Source organism: Pseudoalteromonas tetraodonis, assembly GCF_002310835.1.
GTDB classification, from domain to species: Bacteria; Pseudomonadota; Gammaproteobacteria; order Enterobacterales; family Alteromonadaceae; genus Pseudoalteromonas; species Pseudoalteromonas tetraodonis.
On record NZ_CP011041.1, the window covers coordinates 1,492,229 to 1,512,273 of the forward strand.

Here is a 20,045-nt window from a genome sequence, read left to right on the forward strand (position 1 = left end):
AAAACTAACATGTTAGATTCTAAATATTTACGTCAAGATGTCGAACAAACTGCAGCACGTTTAGCCGCACGTGGTTATGAGCTAGATGTAGCGGTAGTGACTGAACTTGAAGAAAAACGCAAAACATTACAAGTAAAAACGCAAGAACTTCAAAGTCAACGTAACGCCAGTGCTAAAGCCATTGGCCAAGCAAAAGCAAAAGGCGAAGACGCACAACCATTGCTAGACGCAGTTGCTAACTTAGGCAGCGAGTTAGACGCGGCTAAAGCTGAGCAAGACGAAGTGTTAGAAGCAATTAAACAAATTGCCTTAGCAATTCCAAACTTACCGGACGAGTCGGTACCAGAAGGCGCTGACGAAGACGACAACGTAGAAATTTTAACGTGGGGCACCCCTAAAAAGTACGATTTTGAAGTTAAAGACCACGTTGACGTAGGGCAAGACCTAAACGGCCTAGACTTTGAAATGGGCGTTAAAATTAGTGGCGCACGTTTTACCGTAATGCGCGGCCAAGTAGCACGTATGCACCGTGCACTTACCCAATACATGCTAGACACCCACACAGATAAAAACGGCTACACAGAAATGTATGTACCGTACTTAGTGAATAGCGCAAGCCTTTACGGCACCAGCCAATTACCTAAGTTTGCGGGCGATTTATTCCACACGTTAGGGCTAGTGAACGATGATGGCGAGCAGCAAGCTGGCTTTAGCCTTATTCCTACGGCAGAAGTACCGCTTACAAACAGCGCACGTGATGAAATTTACGAAGAAAGCGATTTACCAATTCGCTTAACAGCGCACACGCCATGTTTTAGAAGTGAAGCAGGCAGCTACGGTCGCGATACACGCGGTTTAATCCGTCAGCACCAGTTTGATAAAGTAGAGCTTGTACAGCTTGTAAAACCAGAAGATTCAATGCAAGCACTCGAAGAGCTAACAGGCCATGCTGAGCAAATTTTACAAGCGCTAGAATTGCCATACCGTAAAGTGATTTTATGTATGGGCGACATGGGTTTTGGCGCAGCTAAAACATATGACTTAGAAGTATGGTTACCGGCGCAAGATACCTACCGCGAAATTTCGTCTTGTTCAAATATGGTCGATTTCCAAGCGCGCCGTATGCAAGCACGTTTTCGCCGTGAAGGTGCTAAAAAGCCAGAGTTACTACATACACTAAATGGCTCAGGTTTAGCCGTTGGCCGTACACTAGTTGCCATACTAGAAAACTACCAACAAGCCGATGGTTCAGTAGTCGTACCAGAAGTATTACGCCCATACATGGGTGGACTTGAAGTGATTGGCAAAGCTTAAAGTACTACCTGTAAGCTGTCAGTTTTTAGCTGTAAGCTTTAATAAAGAAAGCCGCTGTTTGTAATGAACAGTGGCTTTTTTGTGGGTAAAAGGTTAAAGGCGAAAGTAAAAGTCTAAGTTACGCTATTTGTCACTAAAAATAGTAAACCTGCCTCTATTGTTTATTTGCACAACACTTTTTGTCTGATATTACTGATCTCCACCATTTTGGTGTGTTGCGCCATTTATAAACCATGAGTGAAGCTAACTAATTGTTTACAGGTATTTATTTGAGGGCTAAGATAAATGCATTGTAATATATGGACATTTGTCGTTTTATAAACCGACAAATGTCGTAGACAAAATTGTTAGGCAACCCTGAAGAACAACCTGAGGAATAAATGGAAAGTATATTATCAATACTAGGATCGGTTGCATCTATCGGGGCTGCGATATGGGCTTTTATCGAAGCTGGTAAGGCCGCTGATTCTGCGTCTCAGGCAGTACAAGTTAGAGACGAGATGATCGATCGTAGACGTTTAGTTGAAGTTTCAAAAGTTCATGCGCAAACAGATAGAATTTTATCCGTCGTATCTAAGATAGGGCCGTCATGTAATATCAAAAAGCTAAAAGGCGTCGACTTTCATGGTATTGCAAAGGAAGTGGAAGAGTACGCAAGGTTTCTTAATGAGCAAAGCTCAAATTTCTCCGAACTCTTTGTAAATAAAGCTAGTTCTCTGTGTGGTGAGCTAAATGAGGATATTGAAGCATTATCAGATGCATCTGACCCCGAATCTATTAAAGAAGTTGGGAAGAGGATTTACTACAAGATTAATAGCTTCATGCCCTTTGTCAAAGATCTCGCTGACGAGCGTCAGGAACGTCCTGTCTCAGCTAAATAAAATGGAAGGTAATATGAAAATATCAGATGGTGAAAAACTAATACTCCTGATGCTGAGTGAACTGTATGAGAATCTTGAAATAGACGGTGAAATTGAACCGAAATTTATCCAGTCCGCAATATTCAGTAATAACTTATGGGCAATACCTTGGAAATATTCTGGGATACCTTTTGAGGATCAAGATGATCCAGAAATTGTTAAAGAGGTTCTTGATATATTGGATATGTGGAGCTTTATTGAGCATAGTTATAAGCAGTTGTCGGACGGAGAAAAAGTACAATTAGAAGAGGCGGCAAAACCGTTTGGAAAAGACCCTAAGTTTCCTGGGTTTGATGGAAATAATGAATCTTCCTATATGGGAATTGCATCTTTTATTGTTAATGATTTAGAGCGATTCGAAGAATTCAAAGGTAGAAATTTCAATTCTCATTGTCCATCTTTAGATGGGCACGGGAGAATGCTTTCCGTTTTCGAAGAGATTCGAAAAAATATGAACTTTGGCCCATTATCTGTTGATGACCTATGCCGCATTCTTAAAGAGCGTATTCATCCAAGTAACAGAGAAAATGCCTAACAAGGCCAGCCAGAGGGATGCCAAAACCGCCGCTTCGCTCTGGTTTTGTCACCCCTGCTGGTGGCGTTAGCTCTCGAAGGATTGTTGAAGTGTTGAAGTTTTTTTTACTAGTGTTCGTTCTGGCAGCAAAAAAACCAAAGGGGTCAAATCTTGACTTCTGACTTCAGAACTTAAATTTCTCAAAGCGGCTTGATTTAAGCCGTTATTTTTCTCTAAAAGCGCAGCGTTTCCTATCCTCTTTGTGAATAAATCTCTTCATTAAAAAGCACTCAGATAACAACTTAACAGTTAGTTATGTTCTAACTATTTGTTAAATAGTAAATTATCTTTGGATTTTGTTTCTTTATAATTTATTCTACGTACCTCATTGGCGGGTTAATAAGTTGGGGTCATATGCCAAAGGATATTTATGAGTACTAAAAGTAGACGATTACGCAAGAAATTGTATTTAGATGAATTTGCTATTCTAGGTTTTGAATTTACTTGTAATTTAAATGCTACTGAAGCGGAATTTGATTTATTACTAGATGGGCTTTTAGAATTCATCGATAAAAGAAAACTTTGTATTGCTGGTGGAGGTGACTGTAAGTCATTCAGTGGCTTTATTTGTTCTGTTCATCGTTATGGTTCGGCGACTAATCAAGATAGAGAAGAAGTTGAGCTTTGGTTAAAGTCTAAAGAAAATATTTCAAATATTGTTGTTAGTCAATTAGTTGATGCAAACTACGGAGTGTAATGATTTATCTAAAGATTATTTGGTTGAAGACCAAAATGAGCAAATATTAACTTCATATATCAGAACTTAAATCTTATTGCGACTTATTTAAGCCGCTCTTTGCATATTATACACAGCGTGATAAGTCGGGTTGTCTCAAGTAAATTTATCATTTTTGTCGGATGGCGTGGCTTCGCCACTTATCCGACCTACGTCTAAAGGTAGGTTGGTTAAGCCGAAGGCGCCACCCAACAGAGTTCTAATTTAGGTGACACAAGTTGATGATTTAATTAATTTAGTTACTAATTTATGTGTTTATAACCCTCTAAAAGCAGCGAAATTGTCATGAATGTCATTAGTAACACTACAATAATCACTGACTCTTGAGCTTAATTGTAAAAGAGCGAAGTAAGGTTGAAGTTTTAACGCCATGGTTCTGTCGGGCTTGGTCTATAAATTGTACTTATATTATTCAACAGCTTTTAAGCGTTTTGTAATGGCTTGAAGTTTATCTTCTAGTGTAAAAGACAGAATTAAGGTTTCTTCTACAATTTCTTTCGTTTCATCAACTAAGCCTACTAGCTCCGACTCTTGCTCTTCATCTAAGCCTAGAGTGATCATTTTTGATTGTATTGTAGTGGTCAACTAATTTTGGCCACAGTTTTAGAATCTTGGTATCTAACCTCAGATTCATTTGGTGCTAAACTTGCATTATAATGATGTGGTCTAACGTTGTTGTAATATCCGTTGATATAATCACTCACACTATATTTAGCATCTTTAAAGTTTTCGTATCCAACCTTTGGCATCCACTCCGTTTTAAAGCTTCTAAAAAATCGCTCCATTGGTGCATTATCCCAACAATTTCCGCGCCTGCTCATACTTTGTGTAATTTTATAGCGCCATAAACGTTGACGATATTTTAAACTTGTATAATGACTACCCTGATCTGAATGAAACATCAGTCCTGTCGGTTTTCCTCTGCTTTCATACGCGAGTTCAAGTGCTTTTAGCGTTAAATTAGTATCTGGCGACAACGACATGGCCCAGCCAACTACTTTACGTGCAAATAAATCAATAACAACGGCTAAATAAGCCCAGCGATTACCTACCCAAATATACGTCACATCACCGCACCACACGGTATCTGGCTCAACAACATCAAATTGTCTATAAAGCAGGTTTGGAATTTCAAGGTGTTCATTACCACCACGTTTATATGAATGTTGAGGTACTTGGCAGCTTTCAAGCTTTAATTTAACCATTAGCTTAGCAGCACGATAACGACTCAATTCAAAATCATTGTTCGTTGCTATTGCCGCGATTGTCCGCGCCCCAGCTGAGCCGCCGCTCATTGCATGTATTGCTTTAACTTCAGCCTCTAGCCTTACTTGCTCTGGCGTCGGCGTTGTATCCCGTATAGCCCAATATTTATAGCTGCTCCGATGCACATTGAATACGTTACACAGCACGCTAATTGGGTAACGCTCTCGTTGGTTTAGTTTCTCAATTAACGAGAATTGTTCAGGGAGTCGGACATCAAGAGAGCGGTAGCCTTTTTTAATATATCCTTTTCTAATTCAATGCGTTGGATTTGCTTTTTAAGTTCGCGGATTTCAATTTGTTCGGGCGTCATTGGCGAAGCAGATGGTGACTGACCATTACGCTCTTGCTTTAATTGGGTAACCCATTTACTGACGGTTGATTTACCCACCCCCATAGCCTTGACTGCATCTTCTTGTGTATAACCTTGGTCCACCACAAGCTGAGCCGTTTCTAATTTGATTGCCGCAGAGTATGTTGCGCGTTTTAATTTCGTCATTTTTTCACCCAAATTTGTATGCTTATTAGCATAACATTTCTTTCTTAATGGGTGACCAAAATCACTGTACCACTACATATAGCTTGAGATAAGTCATTTACGAGTATTTTTATTTGTTTATCTTGCTCTGAGCATAGCTTTTTTATGGTACTAAAATCATCAGCAAGTTGACTTTTTAGAGTGTTTAAAGCTTGTTGGCGAATGTTGGCTTTTTCTAATTGTTGTTCAATAAATTCTATCCGGCTTTCTATAATGGTAAGCAAAATAGCGAAGTTATCTCGAAGGCGACCGAGTAAACCTTCATCCTTTGTATTTATTCCTTTTACAAGCATTGAACAAGAAGGCGCGTTAAATAATAAATTAGAGCTAAATGGAACTATTCGCTTGGCTCTTCTGCCTAGTTCTAGAATTTCTTTTTCCAAGTCAGAAATAGTTTGTTTTGGGAATTGGTGATATTGGTTTGCTACCCTAAACTCTACGCAACAGCTGGCGCCTGCATTAGTAAAATAGCGCTGTACGTTAGCAAATAATGTGTCTAAATCCGTTACCTCAAGATTGTCAGTAAAAAATGTGACTAATTCTCCAAGTTCGCTTGCTTGTTGCATTGATGTAAAAGCGGTAGATGAAGCGACTTCGAACATTTCTTTTAGATTATTTCGCTCTGTAATGCGCAGTTCTACACGCTTTAATTTTTCGTTAAGTTCCTTAAAATCTACTGGCTTGGCAATATAATCATCACCGCCATAGCCATAAGCTGTGAGTTTGTCTTCACTCGATGTTAAGGCTGAAATAAATATAATTTCACAGTCGTCATACGCACCACATTCTTTTATTTCTTTAACCAAGTCGTAACCCGTGAAATCATTACTAAGTAAGATATCCATTAGGACTACTTGAGGCTGATGTTCCTCCATTAAAGCTAATATAGGCTCGCTGCCATCAGATGAGGTAATGTCATGTTGCTTGGATAGGACCATTTCCATGATATTTCTATTTTGAGGGTTATCATCGACGGACAATATTTTCACATGCTCTCCTAATTAACTATTCTCATCCTTCTTCAATATAATAGCCATGGAAATGGCTACCCGCAAACAATCGACTTATGTATATTTTTCATTACTTATTTAAGTGACACAACTTGAACCCTTAATTATGGTAGTTACTTAATTTATGTGTTTATAACTCTATAAAAGCAGCGAAATTGTCATGAATGTCATTAGCAACACTACAATAATTACTGACTCATTAGCTTCGTGGCATAAGAGCCAATCGACGTTTCAATTTCAAGGTCATGACATTGCATATCATGTACAAGGCGAAGAGGGCGCGCCGTGTTTATTGCTGATCCATGGTTACCCAACCGCAAGTTGGGATTGGCATAATCAATGGGCTGCGCTCACTCAACACTTTAAGGTATTTACTCTGGATATGCTGGGTTTTGGTTTTAGTGATAAACCAAAAAATAGTCGTTACACCATTAGCATGCAAGCGGATTTACTGACTCATTTTTTACAGCTTTTTAATGTAAAAGCAGCGCATATTTTAAGCCACGATTACGGTGATACGGTAGCGCAGGAACTACTTGCTCGAAGCAACTTAAATGAGCCATATGCCATAAAAATACAAAGCGTTTGCTTTCTCAACGGCGGGCTATTCCCTGAAACACATAAACCGGTATTACTGCAAAAGTTGCTACTTAGTCCACTTGGCGGATTTGTGTCGCGACTTGCTAACTATAAAAGTTTTAAGCGTAATTTTGACAATATATGTTCTATACCACTTGCTGAAAAAGAGCTAAACGAATTGTGGCAGTTAATTGAATACAAACAGGGTAAGCCTGTAATGGCAAAACTGATTTATTACATCACAGAGCGTAAATTACATCGTGCTCGTTGGGTTGGCGCTTTACAGCACGCTGAAATACCCATGCGTTTAATTTGCGGTATGGACGACCCCGTTTCGGGTCGCCACATGGTTAAACGCTATCGCGAGCTAATCACTAATTCAGATATTATTGAACTGGAAGGGGTAGGCCATTACCCCCAATTAGAACAGGCAAATCAAGTAATCAAATGCTTTATTGAATTTCATCGGCTAAAGGTGACGCATTAGGTTTTAAAAGTTGGATGTTGAGATAGGTACTCTTGACACTAAAATCTTTGAAAAGTATATTGGACTAGTTAGAGGAACTAATAGAATTGTTAAACAAAAGCATTTTAGCAATTATTACTAATGATAATGGAATATAAAATGGATTCAACAGCTGCGAACCCGCAAAAACACTCTCTTACGCTCGATATTTTTGAAGAGCATCTTCATAAAGCAATTGATAAACCCACTGTTAATTATCGTATGGTACGGGTAGGGCCCTCTCGAAATGGCCGAGGTACCAAGCTAAAAGTTCATAACGGGGCTCATAAAGCAACTTGGGCTAAAACGACCATTAATAGTCGTTTAAGAACCATCAATATTGATGTTTATCTTAATTTTAAACAAAACAGTTTGCAACAAGGCGATTATCTTAAATTAAAAACGTTGGCTATAGCTGGTATTAAACAATATTGGTCAAATACAATTACAGTGGCGGGTGTGCGTTTTAATGTAATAGTTAATCCTTTACATAAAAGTAGTTCTGATGCCATTCCTGTAGACCTAGAGATAGAGGAAAGTGAAAGTTATGGTCGTTCAATGAACCCAGCTATATTAGGTATTGATGCGAGTTTTATTTATCAAAGAGGATCTGTAACAGCTGGTATACCATCAAAATTGATTGATGATGAGTTTAAGTTGGTTTCAGCGCATGAGTTTGGCCATTCTATACTTATGTATGTAGGAGGTATTAATTTATCTTGGGGTCATAAAGGTAGTACAAATGTTCTCCTTCAAAATGTTAAAGCGTCTTCTCCAGGTTATCCAAATCAAGGAAAGATTGATCTCATGAAGTATTACAATGACACAAAAAATACCGCTAATCTGAAGCAACGCATTACACGCAGTGAAGCGATTGAAGTTGATATAAAAAGATTAATTTGGAGTTCTGAGGTTCTATGGAAAGATTAAAGGTATTAATTTTTGGATTACTAATAACTTTTGTATTGAGCTCATGTTCAAGTATTTATTGGGCTAGTGTTAAAAACTCTACGGCTGAAGAGTTAATGGTTAAAGTGGTGTTTAAAACTGAGCACGGTACTCAGGTAATGGACATGCCATTAAAAGCAGGTGAAGTAAATGTTTGGCAATATGAACAGTCATCAAGTGAATCAAAAATAATGGATAAATATTTATCTTCAATTGAGATAAGTGACGGCAGTGGCTGTTACTTAGTCTTTAATAAAGAAGAGATAAAAAAGAAGGTTAAAAATACAACGCGGCAAATCGTAATTTCTCCTGATGATTTTCAAAAAGCCTGCGAGAGGAAAGTTAATTTAAACACACCATAAAAATCTTTTGTAAAGCTTCCCTAAAGGGTCTGACCTTAAGTATAAATTTAGCTTGCTGCTACTTTTAGTCTCGTAGGATTTATTTTAAAAGTTAAACATTAAAATAAATCCTACGAGACAATCACCATTCATTTAAGTGAATATCACTTTGGCGTTACCAGCATCAGCTTTGCCTCTTTGCCATCCGTTAATATCGCTACATTACCTTCAGCAGTGACAAACACATCTCTGAGCCTACCTGTGGCTTCTGGGAAAATATGAGTCTGGGTGTATTCATCATTCGCTAAATTAATACTGTAGAGCTTTTTATCGACCAGAGTAGTAATAAGCACGTGGCGTTGCAGTGAAGGGAAGGCTGCATGGTTATCGCCATAATACGCCATGCCTGATGGCGCAATTGAGGGCGTCCAATCTACGGTTGGTTTAGCCATTCCAGGGTAGTCTCTAAAGGGGGATATACGTGCTTGTGAATAATCGTCACCGTTAGTGATTACCGGCCAGCCGTAATTGGTGCCAGCTGTTAAATAATTGAGTTCGTCACCGCCAGCGGGGCCGTGTTCGTGGCTAATAATTTGCTGTGTATCGTAATCATAAACCAAGCCTTGCAAGTTACGGTGCCCGAGTGAATAAATAGCATGCGCGTTAGCGTTTTTGTGACTAATAAACGGGTTATCGTTTGGTATTGTGCCGTTTAAATTTATGCGTAATGTTTTGCCAAGTTGACTGGTAATAACCTGTGCTTGCTCGCGGTAGTCAAAACCATCACCACTTGAAAATAATAAGGTACTATCTGGCAATACAAGCGCGCGGCCAGAATAATGCTGCGGTGTGCCCTTATCGGTGACTACTTTATAAATAACTTTTGGCGTTGAAAATTGCGCACCATCAAACGTGGCTTTGGCTATTACTAGCCTGTTTGCATCAAGCTCGCCTTGGGCATAGGTAAAAATAACGTCTTTTGAATCACTGTAATTAGGCGAAAGTACTATATCGAGTAAACCGCCTTGCCCTGCAACGTATAAGCCCTCGAAATCTAGTTTAACTCGGGTTTGTTGGTTGTTTTTAATGATAACAATATGGCCATCACGCTCGGTGACTAACCAGGTATTGTTTGGGAGTTTAACCATACTCCACGGTGAATTGAGCCCTGTTGCTAAAGTACTAGCTGTGTATTGCTGTGTTTGTAACTCGGCACTGGCGTGACAAGAAAACGCTAAAAGTGACAGTAGCGTAATACAATATAGAGATTGTTTACCCTGCAAGCCTTTGCTAGTGTAAGGAAAAAGTTTTATTTTAAGTTGAGATAACCATGCAGTTTTTAACACGTATACTCCCGTCATTTTTAGTTTCTTGGTTACTTACATTCACTCTTGCTAGCTTGTTTCATAGTCAATACGTTGTCAATCAATTAGTTAATGTAGGTGTTGTAGTGGGCTTTAATGACCGTGTTAACTTAATCCTTGAAGATTGGCTTGGCTTGCTACCGACCTATGGCGCTATTATTGCTGTTGCACTTGCTATCGCGTTTTTGGTTACTTGGTTTATTGCTAAAAAAATGAACAAGCAAGGTACACAACTATTTGTTATTGCTGGTGTGGTGGCGTTTGCAACGGCGTTAATTGCGATTGAATCTATTATGAATATTACTATTATTGCAGGCGCAAGAGGTTGGGGTTTTTATGCGCAATTGTTTGCAGGTGCAGTAGGGGGTTATGTTTTTGCAAAACTCATTAAGGAAAATAAGCACAAGGCAGCGCATCACGGCTTTTAAGTCAGTATTGGTCTGCAATGTAAAAAGCCGCTATTAATATAGCGGCTTTTGTGTGTATAAATTACCTAGTGGTATTAAAAAATCAAACTAAACAGCTTGTAACCACTTAAGCCAAAAATAAGTACTAACACCGGTAAAGTAAGTAAGTTTACCAACATTGAGTTGGTGTATTTGCCCATTACTGTTTTTTGGTTAACCAGCCACACTAGGTAAGTGGTGACAATAGGCAGTAGTAAGCCATTTGCGGCTTGAGCAAAAATTATCACGGCAACAGGGTCTAAACCCAGAGACGCCACGGCTGCACCAAATAATAAAATAACAATGGCGACACTTTTAAAGCGGGTGTTATCCATTTTATTTGACCAACCTAACATGCCACATACTGCATATGCTCCGGCAAGGGGGGCTGTAATTGCGCTGGTTAAACCTGCTGCAAATAAGCCAATAGCAAAAAAGTAATGGGCGGCATCGCCAAGTAATGGCTCAAGTTGTACCGCCATGTTAGCAGCGCTAATTTGCCCTGCATCTGTGCCATAAAATGCCACTGACGCGGTTGATAAAATAGCCAGCGTGATCACGCCACCTAAGGTGATAGACACACCCGTATCTACATTAGTTTGCTTAATGACTTTTTGCTTATCACTTTTGCTGTCGTGTCTTGCAGCTAAAACACCTGAGTGTAAAAATAAGTTATACGGCACTATGGTGGTGCCCACTAATGCCAATACCGTGGTAATTGAACCCTCTGGCATACTAGGAATAAAGCCTGCTAACACATCACTCAGCGAGGGAGCAGCCATAACTAACGTAGAGATAAACACTAGGCTCATTAAAATCACTAATAAAATAAGCGCGTTTTCAACGACTTTGTGTTTACCGCTGTAAAGTAACACCGCACTTAAAAATGCAATGAGTGGCGTCCAAAGCTGGGCATTAACATGAGGAAATATTTCAATTAATCCCATGCTGGCACCGCTAAGGTTGCCAGCCTCGTAGGCGGCACTACCTACTCCAATGGCGCTGATCACTAAAAATATAGCGAGAGATTTAAATAGGGGCGTTTCAATGTGAGCTCTTAGCGCTTGCGCTAAATCTTGCCCGGTGGCTACGCCAAGGCGCGCCGCCATAGATTGTAATAATATGGTGGCAATAACTGAAAACAGTAATGTCCATATTAGTGCAAAACCAAAGTTTGCACCTGCCACGCTGGCAGTCGTAATAGTCCCTGGTCCAATGAAGGCAGCGGTGACGAGTAGTCCTGGTCCTAATCGCATAATTGACCTTAATAGTACTTTTGTATATTGCTATTTAAAGTTACATCTAACGTTTTATAACGCGATGCCTGTATTATTGCTGCCACTTATATTAAGTGCCTTGCAGCGATAGCCGCCCCTTGGCAAACCCTTTTTTGATGATAATCATATGTTAAAAAAGGTCGCGTAGCATACCAACTTATATATAAATTTAAAGGGGGTGTGGCGCGTTTGCACAAAATTAGTACAATCAACAAATAAAAGTAATAACTGCTTACCTCAGTTTAGGGCTTATTTAACGACTTAAAGAATGACTTAATAACCTTAAATTGTTCACAGGTTTATGCCAATAACTATAGGCACTATAAACGCTTTGCACGCACTGTATTCAAGCAAAGGGTTTGAATGCCCTAAATATCAACCCATTTATGCCATCACGGCTTTAATGGCCTCTAAGCCTTTTCGCAAAGTGCTGGCATCGGTTGCATAATTAATTCGAATGCACTGGTGTTTGTGTGCCCAAGCATCATCAATACCAATAAAGAAATTATGCCCGGGAATAATATACACATCCTGCTCTTTAAGCTTTTGGTAAAGTTGTTCGCTGGTTATTTTTGCCTCTTTAAACCACAGCCACATAAAAAATGCGCCTTCTACTTTGTGTAAGTAAACGGGGAGGTGGGCAAATATTTCATCAAACAAGTTCATTGCTGTTTGTGCTTTTTCTCGATAAAAAGGCAGCACTGAATTTTTACACAGCGGAAGGAGTTCATCTTCATCAATTAGCCGTGTTACTAAACTTGGGCCAAAACTGTTTGGCGATAAAACCATACTGCCATTCACACGGCCAATGGCTTTAATTATGTCATTGTTAGCCACTACAATACCGGTTCGCAAACCCGGTAGGCCAAGCTTTGAAAGTGACATGCATAAAATAATGTTTGAGTTCCAGGTTAAGTTTGCGTCGGTATAAATACACCCAGGGAATGGGTCGCCGTAGGCGTTATCAATGATCAGTGGGATATTATATTGCTTAGCCAATAAATCGAGATGCTGTACTTCTTCATCAGTAATGACATTGCCTGTTGGGTTAGTCGGGCGCGATACACACAGTGCGCTAATGCTGCTGTCGCTTGCTAATACTTGCTCAACAGCTTTAAAATTAATGATATATTTAAATTGGTTTGAGCCACTTTCAGTATTTAAAATTTCGATATCGGGCTTTATTGCTACAAACATATCGTCAGTTAAGCCTTGATCTGCATAGCCTACATATTCAGGTGCCAGCGGAAATAAAACCTTTTTATGGCTTCCATCAGGCATACTGCCAGCTAACAGATTAAATAACACAAAAAAATTGGCTTGGCTGCCATTACCAAGCGCTATATTATTTGCGGTTAAATCCCATGAGTATTCACTTTTTAGTTGCTTGGCCAGAGCTGCACGAAATGCATCATTACCTGTTGGGCCATCGTAAAGTCCAAATACGTTGGAAAGTGTATTATTAGCAACAAGCTTTTGTAACTCATTGATAAAAATATCATTAACCTCAGGCACTAGGGCCGGATTACCACCACCGAGCATAACAATATTTGGATTATTACTGTTTTTAGCATCGCCTAAATCTTCCATTAACTGAGTAATACCATTAGGTTGAGTAAATTTAGTGCCGAAGTTTGAGTAATCCATAATGACCGTGTGCCTTAAAAAATGATAAGTTAGTGTAAATTAACACTATGAATTTGATATTGAAAAATTTTCACCGATTAGATTACTATAGCCATAACCCGCTATAATCGTTTTTCATATTTTAAGTAGGGCAGCCTTATCAGCAACCTTGAATCACACACTAAAACACCTTTAAACACCAAAGCAGACGATTCGGTTATTACTGATACGATTCTTAAAATTGCCACTTTTAACTTGTTTAATTACCTTGAGCCGCCTAATGCCTATTATGAATTTGAACGCATATACACCGCAGAGCAGTGGGCTAGAAAGCAGCGTTGGCTTGTAAATTACTTAACCGAACATCAGCCTGATGTGATTGGTTTTCAAGAAGTATTTAGTATTGAGTCGCTTAAAGAATTAGTTAAAGATCAAGGCTATACGTACTTTGCCGTGGTAGATGAGCCTCAGGTAATCGACGACTTTATTTACAAACGCCCTGTAGTAGCGCTTGCTGCTAAATACCCCATCGTTGAAGTGGCAACTGTTGAGCATGACCATGAGCTTGCTAAAACCCTTGGTTTAACTGAGGATTTTACATTTAGCCGAAAGGTGCTTAGAGCTACAATAACTTTACCGCATATCGGCAACACGGATTGTTATGTGGTGCATTTTAAGTCTAAGCGCTCAATGATAGAGCTTGATGAGCAAAACAAAGACCTCACACCCGAAAAAAATATTATCGAGCTATTAAAGGCCAATATAGCTGGGAGTTGGGGCTCAACTATTCAGCGCGGCAGTGAAGCCACATTACTGATGATGGACATCATTGCGCGCCGCGAATCTACACAAAACCCAATGGTTTTAATGGGCGATTTTAACAACGACTTAGCTGATGGCGTTTTAAGCCATTTACTAACAAATACACTGCGCTTTGCCCCCACGTTTGACAGTAAAACTTACCTTGCAAAATATTGCCTTAACGACGCATGGCAGTTATTTGCAAAGTCGCAATTAAATTTGGCTAATCAAAATAATGAAAATACAGTGGATTTAAAGCGAAAGCCTACCCATTATTTTGGCGCGAGCAGCTCAGTGCTTGACTACATTTTGTTGTCTTGCGAGTTTGACTCAAGTTACGACGACAGCTTTTTTGAGGTGAGCCATTACCATACTTACGATCGTCATTTAATTAACCCTGAATTTGAGCGTGATGATTTAAGCACAGATCATGGCGTGGTATTGATTAGCTTAGCATTAAGGTCGTAGCGGGTTTTGTTACTATAAATAGTAAGCTAATCTGCCGCTGACATAATTAATATTAAGGCGCTCAGTAGGTGCCTTGATGTTTTCCCTTTCTTTTATCCTGCTGTTTTAAAAAATCACTAATAATTAGTGCATTAACCCTAATTTATATTGATCCACATCATCTTTATTAACGGTGAGAGTGTTAGATTAGTGACGCTGGATTTTTAAGTTCGTTTAAATCGCTTATTACAACTACCCTTGTTGTACTTACAAAGCAGGGTTGCTTTTATATAACAAATAGCGTGCTGTATCCTAAAAATTTTTACCTTGACTACCCTCACTTACATTACTTTATACATACATGGAGTTTTAGCACATGACAATTAAATCAACGTTCAAATCTTTGAGTAAGCTCGCTGTATTGATCATTGTGGGGGGGGCTGGCTGGTATGCTTGGCAAACCTTGCAGCCTACATCATTTGCTGAACAACTCCCTGACAGTGTTGCCTATGGGAATGGGCGAATTGAAGCGACTGAGTACGATATTGCTACAAAATTACCGGGCCGCTTAGTTGACGTTATGGTGCAAGAAGGCGATATGGTTAAAGCGGGTCAAACGCTAGCGGTTATTGACACTGATGATTTAAATGCACAGTTACGTGAAGCTCAGGCGGGACTTCGTGTTGCCAATGAGTCTCGTAAATACGCATTAGCGATTGTAGAGCAGCATAAAAGTGAGCTTAATTTTGCACAAACTGAATTGCGCCGCTCTGCAAAATTATTGGAAAAAGGCCATATTTCAAAAGAAGTGGTAGATCAACAACGAACCACCTCTGCTATTGCGCAAGCTGCTTTAACCGCGGCAAACGTAAAAGTTGTGCAGTCGGATGCTGAAATAGAAGCAGCGCAGGCACGTATTGAGCGATTACAAAGCAACATAGCCGACAGCACGCTCAAAGCACCAATCAATGGACGTATATTGTATCGATTAGCTGAGCCTGGCGAAGTGCTTGGCAGTGGTGGCAAGGTTTTATCGTTATTGGATTTAACCGATGTTTATATGAGTATATATTTACCAACAGCGCAAGCGGGCAAGGTAACAATAGGCTCACAAGCGCGCATTGTTATTGATGCTGTTGCCGAGTATACATTGCCGGCTAAAGTGACGTTTGTATCTGCACAGGCGCAATTTACCCCTAAATCGGTAGAAACCCGAAACGAGCGCGATAAACTGATGTTTAGAGTTAAGGTAAAGCTCGATTCGCAGTTATTAAAAGATCATATCAAACAAGTAAAAACAGGGGTGCCAGGGCTTGCTTATGTGTTGTTAGCGCCTGAAAAAAATTGGCCTACGTCATTACAGGTACGAGTGCCTGAATAATGGATAACGACGATAAAAACATTCAACAGCCACCAAGTGAAAGTGTGGTTACGCTTACTAAGGTGAGCCATCGCTATGCTAATAATCGCGTGCTGGACAACATTAGTATTTCATTACCTGCCGGGAAAATGGTCGGGTTTATAGGCCCTGATGGCGTAGGAAAATCAAGCTTGCTGGCACTTATAGCGGGGGCAAGGGCGATTCAAGAGGGGGAGGTTGAGGTATTAAACGGCAATATGCGCAGCAGTGGTTTTCGTAATACGGTGTCGCCACGCATTGCTTATATGCCTCAAGGGCTTGGCAAAAATGTGTATCCAACACTTTCTGTGTTTGAAAATATAGATTTTTTTGGTCGTCTATTTTCTCAAAATAAAGCCGAGCGAAAACAACGAATTAATAACCTTTTAAAAAGTACAGGCTTAGAGGCATTTGCCGATCGCCCCGCAGAAAAGCTCTCTGGTGGGATGAAACAAAAACTCGGTTTGTGCTGCGCACTGATCCATTACCCTCAATTATTAATTTTAGATGAGCCAACTACCGGAGTTGATCCGCTATCGCGTCGTCAATTTTGGCAATTAATAAACAGTATTCGCGCTGAAAATACACAAATGAGCGTACTGGTTGCGACCGCCTACATGGAAGAAGCCGATGATTTTGATTGGCTAGTTGCTATGGACGATGGAAAAGTAATCGGTACGGGCAGCCCACAAAACCTGAAAGCGCAAACTAATAAAGAATCGCTTGATGAAGCCTTTATAGCATTACTTCCTGAAGAAAAACGCCATGATCATCAGCGGTTAGTTGTGCCACCTCGTAAACAAGACTTAAACACAACTCAGTTCGCTATAGAAGCAAATGGATTATGTAAAACATTTGGCGATTTTACCGCCGTTAACAAGGTGAGCTTGAGTATTGAACAAGGTGAAATTTTTGGCTTTTTAGGCTCAAATGGCTGTGGAAAAACCACCACAATGAAAATGCTTACCGGGTTACAACCGGCAACCAGCGGCGAAGCAAAATTGTTTGGTGAAAAGGTCGATGCCAATAACATCGAAAGCCGCAAACGCGTTGGTTTTATGTCGCAAGCATTTTCGCTTTATAACGAGCTTACAGTGAAGCAAAACTTGGTATTGCATGCGCGTTTATTTCACTTACCTGCAGAGAAAATAGAGCCGCGCGTTAAAGATTTAATTACTCGGTTTAACCTTAAAAAATACAGTGACGATTTTCCTACCGATTTGCCCCTAGGTATTCGCCAGCGTTTATCGCTTGCTGTTGCAGTAGTACATAGCCCTGAAATGCTCATACTTGATGAGCCCACATCGGGGGTAGACCCCGTTGCAAGGGATGACTTTTGGCAGCTACTCATTGAGCTTTCGCGCGAACAAGGCGTGACTATTTTTATTTCGACTCACTTTATGGATGAAGCGGCACGTTGCGATAGAATTTCGTTAATGCATGCAGGTAAAATACTTGCCAGCGATACGCCAGCTGCACTGTGCCAAGCGCGTAATACCGACACACTAGAAGCTGCCTTTATTGAATATTTAGAAGAGGCGGTAAATGCAGCGGGAGCAAGCTCGGCGATACAAGTATCGATAACTGATAAACCCAAAGCATTGGCTACAGCGCTCGCTACTCGTAAAAATAACACTAACCCCACATTTAGTTTGTTGCGGCTATTTGGTTATGCGCATCGCGAAACGCTAGAGTTGTGGCGCGATCCTATTCGCCTAACGTTTGCTTTGCTGGGCTCGATAATTTTGCTGTTTATTTTAGGTTACGGCATTACATTTGATGTTGAAGATTTAAGCTTTGCGGTACTAGATCAAGACCAATCACCCGAGAGCCGCAACTACATTCAAAATATGGCAGGTTCGCGTTACTTTATTCAAAGAGCAGATATTAAAAGCCCGCAAGAACTTAATAAACGAATGCGCAATGGTGAGTTAAGCGTGGCCGTTGAAATTCCACCTAACTTTGGTCAGCAATTTAAACGCGGCCGTAAACCTGAAATTGTAGTGTGGATTGATGGTTCTATGCCGTTTAGGGCAGAAACGATTAATGGTTATATGAGCGGCGTGTATTACAGCTATTTAACCAACTTATCTTTGCGCACTTATGCACAAGTACCAAACTTAGTGCCAGCTAATATTGAATCTCGCTATCGTTATAACCAAGATTTTAAAAGCATTGAGGCCATGGTGCCGGCGGTTATTCCACTACTATTGGTATTTATTCCTGCAATATTGATGGCGCTTGGCGTAGTGCGCGAAAAAGAGTTGGGTTCAATCATAAACTTATATGTAACACCGGTTAATCGGCTGGAATTTATTATTGGCAAACAGCTGCCTTACATTTTAGTGAGTATGATCAGCTTTTTTGGCTTAGTCGCACTTGCTATTACCGTGTTTGGTGTGGCGCTAAAAGGCAGCTTTTGGGCGCTTAGTTTGGCTGCATTATTATACGTTACAGCGACTACGGGGGTGGGGCTGTTAATTTCGGCTTTTACAAAAACACAAATTTCAGCACTGGCAGCCACTACGGTGGTGGTGTTGATGATTGCCGTTAACTTTTGTGGGCTAATTGACCCTGTTTCTTCCTTGGAAGGGTTTGGAGCGATTATTGGCAAACTGTTTCCAACCACCTACTTTTTAGAGGCGTGTCGAGGGGTCTTTAATAAAGCGCTTAATTTTTCTGATTTATCAGCTCAGCTACTGCCTTTATTCGCTTTTATACCCGTGCTGACTCTGGCCAGTGTATTTTTACTTCCAAAGCAGGACAAATAGCCATGCAACGTCGCGGAAACATTATTAATTTAGGTATTAAAGAGTTGCGTAGTTTATGGCGTGATAAGGTTTTGCTGCTATTCGTTTTTTTTGCTTTTACTGGGCTGATTTATGTGGTGGCTTCAGCCACGTCGATAGAGTTAAATAATGCGCCGATTGCAGTTGTTGATCACGACCAATCGCAATTATCCAAGCGTATTATTAATGCCTTTTATGAGCCTTACTTCAAAACGCCAGACAGTATTTCATTAAGCGATGTTGACTCAGCTATGGATAATGGCCGTTATACTTTTGTGCTTAATATCCCGCCTTATTTTGAGCGTGATGTACTTGCAGCTAAGCAACCTACGATTCAAGTAAATATAGATGCTACGCGTATGTCGCAAGCATTTATTGGTGATAACTATATTCAAACCATTATTAACGGCGAAGTAAATGAATTTGTGCAAGGTTATCGAACCGTTTATTCACTGCCAATAAAGCAATCGGCGCACATTATGTTTAACCCAAACATGACAAGCGTATGGTTTGGTAGCGTGATGGAATTGATGAACGTGATCACAATGATTTCGATTATTTTAACTGGCGCCGCGGTGATCCGTGAACGTGAACACGGCACATTAGAGCATTTATTAGTGATGCCATTAAGCCCCTTTGAAATAGTGATGGCGAAAATTTGGGCTAATGGTTTAGTGATTTTATTACTGACTGCATTTTCATTATTTATTGTGATCGAAGGTTTGTTACAAGTGCCTATTCATGGCTCGCCAGGCTTATTTTTATTTGGCGTTGCTATTCATTTATTTGCGACCACATCGCTGGGTATATTGTTAGGCACACAGGCGCGCACCATGCCGCAACTCGGGTTATTGATGATCTTAATTTTATTACCATTACAAATGCTCTCTGGCGGTGTTACGCCGCGTGAAAGTATGCCTGAGGTAGTGCAAAATATTATGTTATTGGCGCCAACAACGCATTTTGTAAAATTTGCTCAAGCAATTTTATACCGAGGAGCAGGGTGGGATGTAGTTTGGCCTTACTTTTTAGCATTAACTGTTATTGGCAGTGTGTTTTTTATTGTTGCATTAATGCGCTTTCGTAAATCAGTGGCGCAAGGTTAGGGTATTAAAATATAACGCGTGTTTTCAAAAGATGACTTTAAGATAAAGCCACCCGTTAACGT

The 20,045-nt window shown here is 40.1% G+C and carries 18 protein-coding genes; 12 read left to right on the top strand and 6 right to left on the bottom strand.

Translation table 11 applies throughout. The annotated features are described in order from the left end of the window. The first annotated feature begins 9 nt into the window (after positions 1 to 9). From serS to PTET_RS06930, 4 genes are all read left to right on the top strand, one after another. A complete protein-coding gene (gene serS / locus PTET_RS06915; RefSeq protein ID WP_024601694.1) occupies positions 10 to 1,314 on the top strand; it encodes a serine--tRNA ligase in 1,305 nt (434 codons plus the stop codon). 380 nt (positions 1,315 to 1,694) lie between these two features. Continuing rightward, a complete protein-coding gene (locus tag PTET_RS06920; protein ID WP_090492822.1) occupies positions 1,695 to 2,195 on the top strand; it encodes a hypothetical protein in 501 nt (166 codons plus the stop codon). A gap of 13 nt (positions 2,196 to 2,208) precedes the next feature. Then, entirely contained in the window at positions 2,209 to 2,769 is a 561-nt protein-coding gene (locus PTET_RS06925) for a YfbU family protein (protein WP_090493056.1), read from the top strand. Positions 2,770 to 3,178: 409 nt separating this feature from the next. Then, positions 3,179 to 3,505: a YggL 50S ribosome-binding family protein gene (locus tag PTET_RS06930; RefSeq protein ID WP_096038398.1), complete on the top strand. Its 327-nt coding sequence runs from the start codon at positions 3,179 to 3,181 to the stop codon at positions 3,503 to 3,505. Between the two features lie 447 nt (positions 3,506 to 3,952). Here the strand turns inward: PTET_RS06930 and PTET_RS18950 are convergent, their stop codons facing one another. The 3 genes from PTET_RS18950 to PTET_RS06940 all read right to left on the bottom strand — a co-directional run bounded on the left by PTET_RS18950 (position 3,953) and on the right by PTET_RS06940 (position 6,334). Continuing rightward, positions 3,953 to 4,129 (bottom strand): hypothetical protein, encoded by a 177-nt coding sequence (locus tag PTET_RS18950; protein WP_244186378.1) that lies wholly within the window; start codon positions 4,127 to 4,129, stop codon positions 3,953 to 3,955. Then, positions 4,126 to 5,306 (bottom strand): IS3 family transposase gene (locus PTET_RS06935; RefSeq protein ID WP_096038911.1). Its coding sequence is split into 2 segments (ribosomal slippage): positions 4,126 to 5,048 and positions 5,048 to 5,306, totalling 1,182 coding nucleotides; the frame shifts between segments, so codons are not numbered across the junction. The genes PTET_RS18950 and PTET_RS06935 overlap by 4 nt, the downstream gene beginning before the upstream one ends. 44 nt (positions 5,307 to 5,350) lie before the next feature. Then, entirely contained in the window at positions 5,351 to 6,334 is a 984-nt protein-coding gene (locus PTET_RS06940) for a response regulator transcription factor (RefSeq protein ID WP_244186379.1), read from the bottom strand. 181 nt (positions 6,335 to 6,515) lie between these two features. On the opposite strand from PTET_RS06940, the gene PTET_RS06945 reads away from it, so the two are divergent. The 3 genes from PTET_RS06945 to PTET_RS06955 all read left to right on the top strand — a co-directional run bounded on the left by PTET_RS06945 (position 6,516) and on the right by PTET_RS06955 (position 8,749). Continuing rightward, positions 6,516 to 7,421, top strand: a complete 906-nt coding sequence (locus tag PTET_RS06945; protein ID WP_096038399.1) for an alpha/beta fold hydrolase — start codon at positions 6,516 to 6,518, stop codon at positions 7,419 to 7,421. 138 nt (positions 7,422 to 7,559) lie between these two features. Then, positions 7,560 to 8,369, top strand: a complete 810-nt coding sequence (locus tag PTET_RS06950; protein WP_096038400.1) for a hypothetical protein — start codon at positions 7,560 to 7,562, stop codon at positions 8,367 to 8,369. Beyond that, positions 8,357 to 8,749 carry a hypothetical protein gene (locus tag PTET_RS06955; protein WP_016899893.1) on the top strand — a complete coding sequence of 131 codons (393 nt, stop codon included), beginning with the start codon at positions 8,357 to 8,359 and terminating at the stop codon, positions 8,747 to 8,749. The genes PTET_RS06950 and PTET_RS06955 overlap by 13 nt, the downstream gene beginning before the upstream one ends. A gap of 143 nt (positions 8,750 to 8,892) precedes the next feature. On the opposite strand, the gene PTET_RS06960 is transcribed toward PTET_RS06955, so the two are convergent. Next, positions 8,893 to 10,074, bottom strand: a complete 1,182-nt coding sequence (locus PTET_RS06960; RefSeq protein WP_096038401.1) for a PQQ-dependent sugar dehydrogenase — start codon at positions 10,072 to 10,074, stop codon at positions 8,893 to 8,895. On the opposite strand from PTET_RS06960, the gene PTET_RS06965 reads away from it, so the two are divergent. Next, positions 10,059 to 10,520, top strand: coding sequence for a hypothetical protein (locus PTET_RS06965; protein ID WP_096038402.1), 462 nt, complete (start codon positions 10,059 to 10,061; stop codon positions 10,518 to 10,520). The genes PTET_RS06960 and PTET_RS06965 overlap by 16 nt on opposite strands. A 74-nt stretch (positions 10,521 to 10,594) precedes the next feature. Here the strand turns inward: PTET_RS06965 and PTET_RS06970 are convergent, their stop codons facing one another. Next, positions 10,595 to 11,794, bottom strand: coding sequence for an Nramp family divalent metal transporter (locus PTET_RS06970; RefSeq protein WP_013464769.1), 1,200 nt, complete (start codon positions 11,792 to 11,794; stop codon positions 10,595 to 10,597). 405 nt (positions 11,795 to 12,199) lie between these two features. Then, positions 12,200 to 13,462, bottom strand: coding sequence for a valine--pyruvate transaminase (locus PTET_RS06975; RefSeq protein ID WP_036956369.1), 1,263 nt, complete (start codon positions 13,460 to 13,462; stop codon positions 12,200 to 12,202). 234 nt (positions 13,463 to 13,696) lie between these two features. Here PTET_RS06975 and PTET_RS06980 point away from each other — a divergent pair, with 234 nt between their 5' ends. The 4 genes from PTET_RS06980 (at position 13,697) to PTET_RS06995 (ending at position 19,983) form a co-directional block, all read left to right on the top strand. Then, positions 13,697 to 14,710, top strand: a complete 1,014-nt coding sequence (locus PTET_RS06980; protein WP_036956371.1) for an endonuclease/exonuclease/phosphatase family protein — start codon at positions 13,697 to 13,699, stop codon at positions 14,708 to 14,710. 355 nt (positions 14,711 to 15,065) lie between these two features. Further along, positions 15,066 to 16,070 carry an HlyD family secretion protein gene (locus tag PTET_RS06985; RefSeq protein ID WP_036956373.1) on the top strand — a complete coding sequence of 335 codons (1,005 nt, stop codon included), beginning with the start codon at positions 15,066 to 15,068 and terminating at the stop codon, positions 16,068 to 16,070. Next, on the top strand, positions 16,070 to 18,859 hold the full coding sequence (gene rbbA, locus PTET_RS06990; RefSeq protein WP_036956375.1) for a ribosome-associated ATPase/putative transporter RbbA: 2,790 nt from the start codon (positions 16,070 to 16,072) through the stop codon (positions 18,857 to 18,859). The genes PTET_RS06985 and rbbA overlap by 1 nt, the downstream gene beginning before the upstream one ends. A gap of 2 nt (positions 18,860 to 18,861) precedes the next feature. Next, positions 18,862 to 19,983: an ABC transporter permease gene (locus tag PTET_RS06995; protein ID WP_036956377.1), complete on the top strand. Its 1,122-nt coding sequence runs from the start codon at positions 18,862 to 18,864 to the stop codon at positions 19,981 to 19,983. Positions 19,984 to 20,045 lie beyond the last annotated feature (62 nt).

Bases quoted from the DNA above. Each gene is read 5' to 3' on its own strand.
- PTET_RS06995 (WP_036956377.1), top strand. From the start codon at position 18,862: ATGCAACGTCGCGGAAACATTATTAATTTAGGTATTAAAGAGTTGCGT.
- PTET_RS06975 (WP_036956369.1), bottom strand. From the start codon at position 13,462: ATGGATTACTCAAACTTCGGCACTAAATTTACTCAACCTAATGGTATT.
- PTET_RS06970 (WP_013464769.1), bottom strand. From the start codon at position 11,794: ATGCGATTAGGACCAGGACTACTCGTCACCGCTGCCTTCATTGGACCA.
- serS (WP_024601694.1), top strand. From the start codon at position 10: ATGTTAGATTCTAAATATTTACGTCAAGATGTCGAACAAACTGCAGCA.
- PTET_RS06955 (WP_016899893.1), top strand. From the start codon at position 8,357: ATGGAAAGATTAAAGGTATTAATTTTTGGATTACTAATAACTTTTGTA.
- PTET_RS06985 (WP_036956373.1), top strand. From the start codon at position 15,066: ATGACAATTAAATCAACGTTCAAATCTTTGAGTAAGCTCGCTGTATTG.
- PTET_RS06930 (WP_096038398.1), top strand. From the start codon at position 3,179: ATGAGTACTAAAAGTAGACGATTACGCAAGAAATTGTATTTAGATGAA.
- rbbA (WP_036956375.1), top strand. From the start codon at position 16,070: ATGGATAACGACGATAAAAACATTCAACAGCCACCAAGTGAAAGTGTG.
- PTET_RS06920 (WP_090492822.1), top strand. From the start codon at position 1,695: ATGGAAAGTATATTATCAATACTAGGATCGGTTGCATCTATCGGGGCT.
- PTET_RS06950 (WP_096038400.1), top strand. From the start codon at position 7,560: ATGGATTCAACAGCTGCGAACCCGCAAAAACACTCTCTTACGCTCGAT.
- PTET_RS06965 (WP_096038402.1), top strand. From the start codon at position 10,059: ATGCAGTTTTTAACACGTATACTCCCGTCATTTTTAGTTTCTTGGTTA.
- PTET_RS06945 (WP_096038399.1), top strand. From the start codon at position 6,516: ATGAATGTCATTAGCAACACTACAATAATTACTGACTCATTAGCTTCG.
- PTET_RS06925 (WP_090493056.1), top strand. From the start codon at position 2,209: ATGAAAATATCAGATGGTGAAAAACTAATACTCCTGATGCTGAGTGAA.